The organism is Janthinobacterium violaceinigrum (assembly GCF_009208555.1).
GTDB lineage: Bacteria > Pseudomonadota > Gammaproteobacteria > Burkholderiales > Burkholderiaceae_D > Janthinobacterium > Janthinobacterium violaceinigrum.
On the sequence record NZ_WFLI01000016.1, the window covers coordinates 125,052 to 132,378 of the forward strand.

Sequence of the window (7,327 nt, forward strand, 5' to 3'; positions counted from 1 at the left end):
CTTGATTTAAAGTGAAAAATTGATGGCCGTTGATAATTCAAAAAGAATTATCAATGGCCATTTTTTTGATGTGCGTGTGGTTGATCCGTCGCGCCAAGGCAATGCGTGCATTGACGTCTGCACCGCGATCCCAGGTCAATGACTCCACCCAGCCATCAGGCAGTTTTTTGACTACACAGGTCAGCGCATGGATCACGCTGCGCGTCGTTCCCCGTGAACTGCACCACTCCATCTACCGCGATTTTTCAGCAAGGTAGTGATCCGGCTATTTCTCGCTCTTGCTTGCGGCCTCGGCGCAATCTGCGGCTTTTTTGTGGATGGCTTCGAGGCCTTGACGCGCGAGGTGCAGCAGCTCTAATTCTACGGTGCTGCCATTTTGCATGGACAGGCGCTTCACGGCGGAGGCAAGCATGGGGGGAAGTTCCAGAAAATGCAGGATCAGCGCCCCTCCGGCCGGCACTGGCGGGTCGATTTGCGTCGCTCTGGCGATGGGCAATGTCCCATGCACAAGCCAGGCGGTGCTGACGCCGAGGGCCGCGGCAATCTTCTCTGCCGCATCCATAAGCAGTGTGGCTTTGCCTGATTCATAGCGATACAGTTGCGTGGGATTGATGCCCGCCCGTTCGGCAAGCTGCACTTGTGAGATATGAAGATTCTCGCGGCAGCTTTTGAGGCGCTCAGAAACATGGGTGTTGCCAGACATACATATTGCCTTTCAATATACAACGTTCGTGAATGACCGGCTGTGACGCAGCTGTCTCCACAGTGATGAAAGGAACGAGAGCGTTTTTCCAGCCACAGCCTGGTCAACAGCAATGATTTTACCGTCCGGGAGCGGCATGGCGGCATCCCTGGTTTCGTATTCCTTCCGGTCGGCCCGGGCAAGGTCGAGATCGTATACGAGTGCCGGAACTGACCCTGCCCCGCAGGGGAGGGCGTTGGGCGCAGTTGAGCTTGCCAAGAGGCGGCCTGCGTTGCATGAGCTATCTTGCTTCACCCCGCTCTCAGGTCCTGGATGTCAGCGCTCAGGATGGATGAAATACTGACGAATACGGTTTTTCTTGCGGAAGCATGTGCTTTGCTTACTCAAACTTCTCTTGGGCGAGCAGCGCATGGATTGCGTGGGCCAGCGGCGTCACATCCGCCACCCTGGTTATCCATTGATGTACGTAAAGTTCTACCGCCTTTTTGCTGAGGCCGATCTGAATGGCTCTGTGAGCTTGCGGCCGCAACAGCAGATCCCGCTCCGGGTCCCATTGGATGCGCACGGGCGATGCCTCTTTCTTCGCCGACCATTCGTCCTTGCTCATGGATGCATCCGCGTGGCTCAGGCAACCGTGCTCCAGTGCCCATTCAAATCCCGCTCTGCTGATATCGATCGCCAGTATGCGTTGCTGAGCAGCGTCTTTGAATCCCCAGCCCGCGCGATACATCATCCATAAGAAAGACGGTTTAATCCAGGTCATGCGTTCCATCTTGAATGGGGGCGAAGTAAATGTACCGTTCGTCAATGCTCCATCCGCGATCGCATCCGGATAGTCTTGATAGACACGGATGGTTGATTCGTCGTAGGTGGCCCTGATCTGACGTTCAGGGATGGCTGATGTTGGGCGCTGATCATCTTGTTGCATTGTTACCTTGGTTGAAGCCAGGGAGAATCCCGGCGAGTTTGAACATGATGCTGACTCCTGTGCGTGGCCTAAGCAATCCTTCTGCCAGCCATCCGTCACCGGTGGATAGCCCATACCGGTGGACCCACGAGGAGGGTGGCAAGACGACTGGCCTGACTGGCGAAAGTGGGGCGTGGTCAGCTTCGTAAATCTTACACGACCTTGGCCTTGTCCCGCTGCATGCGCGGGGTGCATAGCTTGCCGATCAAGACGGCGGGAAGGCAGGGGGCATTCTGACGCGATCTTGGTTAATACGGTACGCATCACCATCGCCTGCCCACCTGTTTTACTAGTGGTAATTGGATAGTTGAATGGCAGTTACTAAAGACGTAAAGTTCTCAAGAAATAAATAAAATTGCCATGCGGAAATAATTATTTTATAATCTACTTGAGAAAATAATTACGTAAGGCAACATATGCACCTGCGCTTGACGCCATGGTGCGGTGTATTTTTGTTTAGCGGCACCTTGTGTGCCGCCGTGTCCGCGCAGACCCGTCCTGAAATCGCGCCGCCCCTTCCCATTCCGCCTAGCAGCAGCCAGCGCGACGATGCCAGCCAAGAACTGATACGCCAGCAAGAACGCGAGCGCCTCCTGCGCCAGCAGCAGGAGCGCACGCCCGACGTGCGCCTGCTCGAGGCGCCCGCGGCCGCGGCCGCCAACCGCCTGCCCGCAGGCGAATCGCCATGCTTTACCATCGACCACCTGCAATTGCGGGGCGAGGATGCCGAATTATTTCAATGGGCGCTGGCCGCCGCCAGCCGCGATGACCTGGGCGCGCCGGACTCTGCGCTGGGACGCTGCCTGGGTACGCCAGCCATCAATGTGCTGATGGGGCGCATGCAGAACGCCATCATCGCGCGCGGCTTTGTCACTACGCGGGTGCTGGCCGAACCGCAGGATTTAAGCAAGGGCACCTTAACCCTGACCTTGATACCGGGGCGCATCCGCCAGATCGGCTTTGCGCCCGGCACCAATCCCCGCGCCACCTGGTGGAATGCCGTGCCGGCACGGCCCGGCGACTTGCTCAACGTGCGCGACACGGAGCAGGCGCTGGAGAACCTCAAGCGCGTGCCGACGGCCGAAGCCGATATCCAGATTATGCCGGCCGAGGGCGGCAATGCGAAGCCGGGCGAGAGCGACCTGCAGATCCAGTGGAAGCAGGGCTTGCCATTCCGCCTGGCGCTGGGCCTTGACGATGGCGGCTCGCGCTCGACGGGCAAGCTGCAGGGCAGCGTGACCTTGTCGTACGACCACTGGCTGACCCTGAACGACCTGTTTTATCTGAGCCTGAACCAGAACGTCGACGGCAACCGCCAGGGTCCGCGCGGCACGGGCGGCATGGTGGCCCACTATTCGATTCCCTATGCTTACTGGCTGCTGGCGTTTACAGCCAGCGACAGCCGCTACCACCAGTCCGTGGCCGGCATCAGCCAGGACTACAACTACAGCGGCGCCAGCCAGAACCGCGAAGTCAAGTTGTCGCGCCTGGTGTACCGCGACGCCTCGCGCAAGACCACGGTGTCGCTACGGGGCTGGCAGCGTTCCGCGCAAAACTTCATTGACGACACGGAAGTGGAAGTGCAGCGCCGCCGCATGGCGGGCTGGGAACTGGGGCTTGGCCACCGCGAATTCCTGGGCCAGGCCACCCTGGACTTGAATCTGCAGTACCGGCGTGGCACGGGCGCGATGGATGCGCTGGCCGCGCCCGAGGAAGCGTTTGGCGAGGGCACGTCGCGCTTCAAGCTGCTGCTGGCCGACGCAGCCCTGGCAGCCCCGTTCACGCTGGCCGGCCAGCCGCTGCGCTATTCCGGCAGCTGGCGCATGCAGCACAACCGCACGCCGCTGGTGCCGCAGGACCGTTTTGCCATCGGCGGGCGGTATACCGTGCGCGGCTATGACGGCGAAAGCAGCCTGTCGGCCGAACGGGGCTGGCTGCTGCGCAATGAAGTCGGCGTGCCGCTGGGCAGCAGCGGCCAGGAAGCGTATGCGGGACTCGACCATGGCGAAGTGGCCGGACCATCCGCGGCCTGGCTGATCGCCACCAATTTGACAGGTGCCTTCGTGGGCTTGCGCGGCCAGTGGCTGGGCGTGCAGTACGACGCCTTTGTCGGCTGGCCCGTGCGCAAGCCCGAGCTGTTCCGTACGGCCAGCCATACGGCCGGCTTCAGCCTGAACGCCAGCTATTAATCTGAGACACCGCGACTAATCAGCCGTTCTCTTCTCTCTATCGCATCATTTAATTGTCATTAGGACATTTCATGAACAAGAACCTGTACCGCATCATCTTTAATAAACGCCGTGGCCAACTGATGGTCGTCGCCGAAAATGCTAGTTCGCAAGGCAAGGCGGCCAAGGGCGAAGGCGGCCTGGACAGCGGCGTGTTTGAAGGCGATGGCGGTGGCGGGCTAAGTTTCAGTGTGAATGGCAAGTTGCGGCCGCTGGCCTTGGCAATATTTGCCGCGCTGGGCATGGTGAGCTTTGTGGCGGGGCCGGCCATGGGACAGATCGTGGCCGATCCGAACGCGCCGGGCCGCCAGCGTCCGACGGTGGTGCAAAGCGCGAACGGCGTGACGCAAGTCAATATCCAGACGCCGAGCGCGGCAGGTGTATCGCGCAACACCTACAGCCAGTTCGACGTGACGGCGAATGGCGCCATCCTCAACAACAGCCGCGGCAATGTGCAGACGCAGACGGGCGGCTGGGTGCAAGGCAATCCATGGCTGGCGGGCGGCAGCGCGCGCGTCATTCTCAACGAAGTCAATTCGGCCAACCCCAGCCAGCTGCGCGGCTATGTCGAGGTAGCGGGGCAGCGGGCCGAAGTCGTCATCGCCAATCCGGCCGGCGTGAGCGTCGATGGCGGCGGTTTCATCAATGCCAGCCGGGTCGTGCTGACGACGGGCACGCCGATGCTCAACGATGGCAGCCTGGATGGCTACATGGTGCAGCGTGGGGTCGTGACCATCAACGGCCGTGGGCTGGACACGTCGCTGAGCGACTACACGGCCATCCTGGCGCGCGCTGCACAGATCAACGGCGGCATCTGGGCGCAGGAATTGAAAGTCGTCACAGGTACTAACCAGATCGATGCGGCGCATGGCGTGGCGGGCGCCGCGGCTGGCGTAGGGCCGGCCCCGGCATATGCGCTGGACGTGGCACAGCTGGGCGGCATGTACGCGGGCAAGATCACCCTGATCGGCACGGAAGCGGGCCTGGGCGTGCGCAACGCGGGCGTGTTGGCGGCCACGGCCGGCAACCTGGTGCTGCAATCGAATGGCTGGTTGAGTAATAGCGGCAACATCCAGTCAGCCGGCAGCGGCAGCCAGACGAGCATTGCGGTGACGGGCGACGTGGCCAACAGCGGTACCGTGTATGCGGGCGGCGACAGCCAGGTGCAGGCGCAGGGCAATATTGCCAACAGCGGCGTGATCGGCGCGCAGAACAATGTCGAGGTGCACGCCACGGGCGCGGAGGCGCGCATCGACGGGGCGGCGGGTTCCGTGCTGGCCGCAGGCCTGAACCTGGACAACACCTTGACGGCTAGCGGCAAGCTGAACGTGACGGCAGGCGATGTGGTGGCCGTGCACGGCACGGCCGTGGCAGGCGGCGACAGCAGCCTGTCGGCACGCCAGCTCGATTTGACTGGGGCGCAAGTGTCGGGCGCGAATGTGGGCCTGGGCGCCAGCGCGGGCGATCTCGACGCCAGCCGGGCGCAGGTCAGCGCGCGCGAACGCTTGCAGCTGGACGCGGCGCGCACCGTGCGCAGCGATGCAGCGCAACTGACGGGCCAGCAACTGGGCGTGAACGCGCACGACCTGTCGAACGTGGGCGGCCAGCTCACGCAGCTGGGTGCCGGCGACCTGGCGATTCAATTGCCCGGAAGCCTGGACAATACGCGCGGCGTCATCGCCACGAATAGCCAGGCCTTGCGCCTGCAAGCGGCCAGTCTGAGCAACCAGGATGGGCACATCCAGCATGCGGGCACGGGCGCGTTGGAGATTGGCGCAACCCAAGTCAACTTGCAGCGCGGCAGCATCGTCAGCAATGGCGCCATGGCGCTGCGTGGGGAACAGGTCGACCACCGCGATGCCCGCACGGTAGCTGGGCAATTGAACATCGATGCAGGCAGCCTCGATAACCGGGGTGGCAGCCTGGCACAGAGCGGCCAGGGAGCGACCGGCGTGCAGGTGCGCAACGGCTTGGACAACCGCAGCGGTGCGCTGGAAAGCAATGGCGCTTTGAGCGTACAGGCGGCCAGCGTGCAAAACCAGAAGGGCCGCATCGTCTCGGGCACGGATGTGGTGCTGTCGACGGGCGTGCTGGACAACACGGAAGCGACCCTGGCAGCCGGCGGCAAGCTGCGCCTGGATAGTGGCGACGTGGACAATACGCGCGGCCAGATCCAGGCGCTGGCGGGCGATGCCAGTCTGTCTGTGGCAAAGCTGAATAATACGGCCGGCAGCGTCTTTGCCGGCGGCAACCTGGCCACCCAAGCCAGCGAAATGCTCAACAGCGGCAACCTGTATGCGGCCGGCAGCCAGGCGCTGCAAGTGAGCGGCGCCGTCAGCAACAGCGGCGTGATCGCCGCGCAGGGCGATAACCGCATCGATGCCCGCCGTATCGACAGCGCGGCCGGCAGCCTGCTGGGCGCCGGCATCCGCGCCGACGGCAGCCTGGCCGGCAGTGGCCAGTTGCAACTGACGGCCACGCAAGCGATAGCGGCCCACGGCCAGAACCTGGCGGCTGGCAAGACGAGCATGCACGCTGCTGCCATTGACCTGAGCGGCAGCCAGACGGGCGGCGCGGCCATTGAGTTGCATGCCGGTACTGGCCATATCGTCACCGATGGCGCACTGGTGACGACCACGGGTTTGCTGTCCATGACGGCGGCCGGCAGCAGCCAGGCGCTGTCGAACGTGCGCGGCACCTTGAGCGCGGGCCAGCTGGACCTGAAAACGGGATCGCTGGACAACCGCGGCGGCACGTTGATCCAGACGGGGACTGGCGATACCACCTTGCAAGGCAGCACCCTGGACAACACGGGCGGCCGCATTGCCGTCAACAGCGCCAACCTGGCGCTGACGGCGGAACAGCTGACTAACCGCGACGGCAGCATCGAACACGCGGGCACGGGCAGCTTGCACATTGAAGCAACGCGTTTCGATGACGAACGGGGCAAGATAACGGGCAATGGCCTGGTGGATATCCAGGCGGAGACGATCGATCACCGCCATGCCGTCACGTCCGGGCAGCAGGTCACCGTGCAGGCCGGCAATCTGGACAACCGCGATGGCACCGTGCAGCAGACGGGATCAGGACAAATGCGCGTGGACGTGGCGCAGGCGCTGGACAATACGCGCGGCAGCATTGCGGGCAATGGCAGCGTGCAGGTGCAGGCGGGCGTACTGGACAACAGCAAGGGCCGTATTACCTCGGCTGCGTCGGCCGACATCGTCAGCAAAAGCACACTGAATAATACCGATGGGGTGATGGCAGCGACTGCCGATTTGCATGTGGGCGGTGTGAATATCGACAACACGCGCGGCGTGTTGCAGGCGGACATGTTGCGTCTGGATGCGGCATCCTTGCTGAACCAGCAGGGGACAGTGAGCGCCGGTACGGACCTGACGGCCAAAGTGAGCGGTGACCTGAACAACG

General features: G+C 62.6%; 5 protein-coding genes. 3 read left to right on the plus strand and 2 right to left on the minus strand.

Going from position 1 to position 7,327, the window contains the following annotated elements; genetic code table 11:
- Positions 1–53 precede the first annotated feature (53 nt).
- Positions 54–257 (plus strand): hypothetical protein, encoded by a 204-nt coding sequence (locus GCN75_RS15465; protein ID WP_152283275.1) that lies wholly within the window; start codon positions 54–56, stop codon positions 255–257.
- An 8-nt stretch (positions 258–265) separates the two neighbouring features.
- Here the strand turns inward: GCN75_RS15465 and GCN75_RS15470 are convergent, their stop codons facing one another.
- Positions 266–703: a helix-turn-helix domain-containing protein gene (locus tag GCN75_RS15470; RefSeq protein ID WP_152283276.1), complete on the minus strand. Its 438-nt coding sequence runs from the start codon at positions 701–703 to the stop codon at positions 266–268.
- A 379-nt stretch (positions 704–1,082) separates the two neighbouring features.
- Positions 1,083–1,631, minus strand: a complete 549-nt coding sequence (locus tag GCN75_RS15475; protein ID WP_152283277.1) for a DUF4291 domain-containing protein — start codon at positions 1,629–1,631, stop codon at positions 1,083–1,085.
- 455 nt (positions 1,632–2,086) lie between these two features.
- Between GCN75_RS15475 and GCN75_RS15480 the strand changes: the two genes are divergently transcribed.
- Together GCN75_RS15480 and GCN75_RS15485 are read left to right on the plus strand one after the other, a co-directional pair.
- Positions 2,087–3,859: a ShlB/FhaC/HecB family hemolysin secretion/activation protein gene (locus GCN75_RS15480; RefSeq protein WP_152283278.1), complete on the plus strand. Its 1,773-nt coding sequence runs from the start codon at positions 2,087–2,089 to the stop codon at positions 3,857–3,859.
- Between the two features lie 71 nt (positions 3,860–3,930).
- Positions 3,931–7,327, plus strand: a 3,397-nt coding sequence (locus GCN75_RS15485; protein ID WP_152283279.1) for a two-partner secretion domain-containing protein, incomplete at its 3' end; no start/stop codon positions are given.

Coding starts and splice junctions, on each gene's coding strand:
- GCN75_RS15465 (WP_152283275.1), top strand. CDS start 54: ATGGCCATTTTTTTGATGTGCGTGTGGTTGATCCGTCGCGCCAAGGCA.
- GCN75_RS15470 (WP_152283276.1), bottom strand. CDS start 703: ATGTCTGGCAACACCCATGTTTCTGAGCGCCTCAAAAGCTGCCGCGAG.
- GCN75_RS15475 (WP_152283277.1), bottom strand. CDS start 1,631: ATGCAACAAGATGATCAGCGCCCAACATCAGCCATCCCTGAACGTCAG.
- GCN75_RS15480 (WP_152283278.1), top strand. CDS start 2,087: ATGCACCTGCGCTTGACGCCATGGTGCGGTGTATTTTTGTTTAGCGGC.